The 602-nt window shown below is 62.0% G+C and carries 1 protein-coding gene; it reads left to right on the forward strand.

Annotated features, from left to right (window positions below; all coding sequences use genetic code 11):
• Window positions 1-407: transposase (locus CFR71_RS15985; protein WP_133251194.1), on the forward strand; the 407-nt coding region annotated here is incomplete at its 5' end.
• Window positions 408-602 lie beyond the last annotated feature (195 nt).

Below are 602 nucleotides of genomic sequence, written 5' to 3' on the forward strand. Positions count from 1 at the left end.
GCTCATGGAAGGACCGCAAGGCCGTGGCTGCCGACCTGCGCCGGATCTACGGGGCGGCGACCGCTGACATGGCGGCCGCAGAGCTCGATGCGTTCGAGGAGAAATGGGCCGGGAAATACGCGTCGATCGCCCCGGCATGGCGCCGGGCATGGGCCGAAGTGATCCCGTTTTTTGCCTTCGATCCGGCGATCCGCAAGATCATATACACTACGAACGCCATCGAGAGCCTGAACCGGGTCATCCGCAAATCGATCAAGACGCGCGGTTCGTTCCCGACCGACGATGCCGCAACGAAGCTGATCTACCTGGCGATCCGCAGCTTTGAGAAAGACGGGCGGAATGTTCGGGAATGGTTTGCAGCCCGCAACCAGTTCGCCATAATGTTCGGCGAGCGCTTCGCCGCTTGAGTATCTGAAAACCCATGGGCCAGGCCAGATACACAGACTTCAGGACACTCCCAGCGATGATAGCGGTTGCCGTGGCGCCATTCGGCCTTGGCCACCACCCGCCTGCGGCGCGTCCAGCTGTCCTTTGTGATCCAGTCAAAGGAGGCGAAACCGCGCGCAGCTCTGCCTGTCGTGGCGGCTTCGTCACGAACCTCA

Source organism: Novacetimonas pomaceti (assembly GCF_003207955.1).
GTDB lineage: Bacteria > Pseudomonadota > Alphaproteobacteria > Acetobacterales > Acetobacteraceae > Novacetimonas > Novacetimonas pomaceti.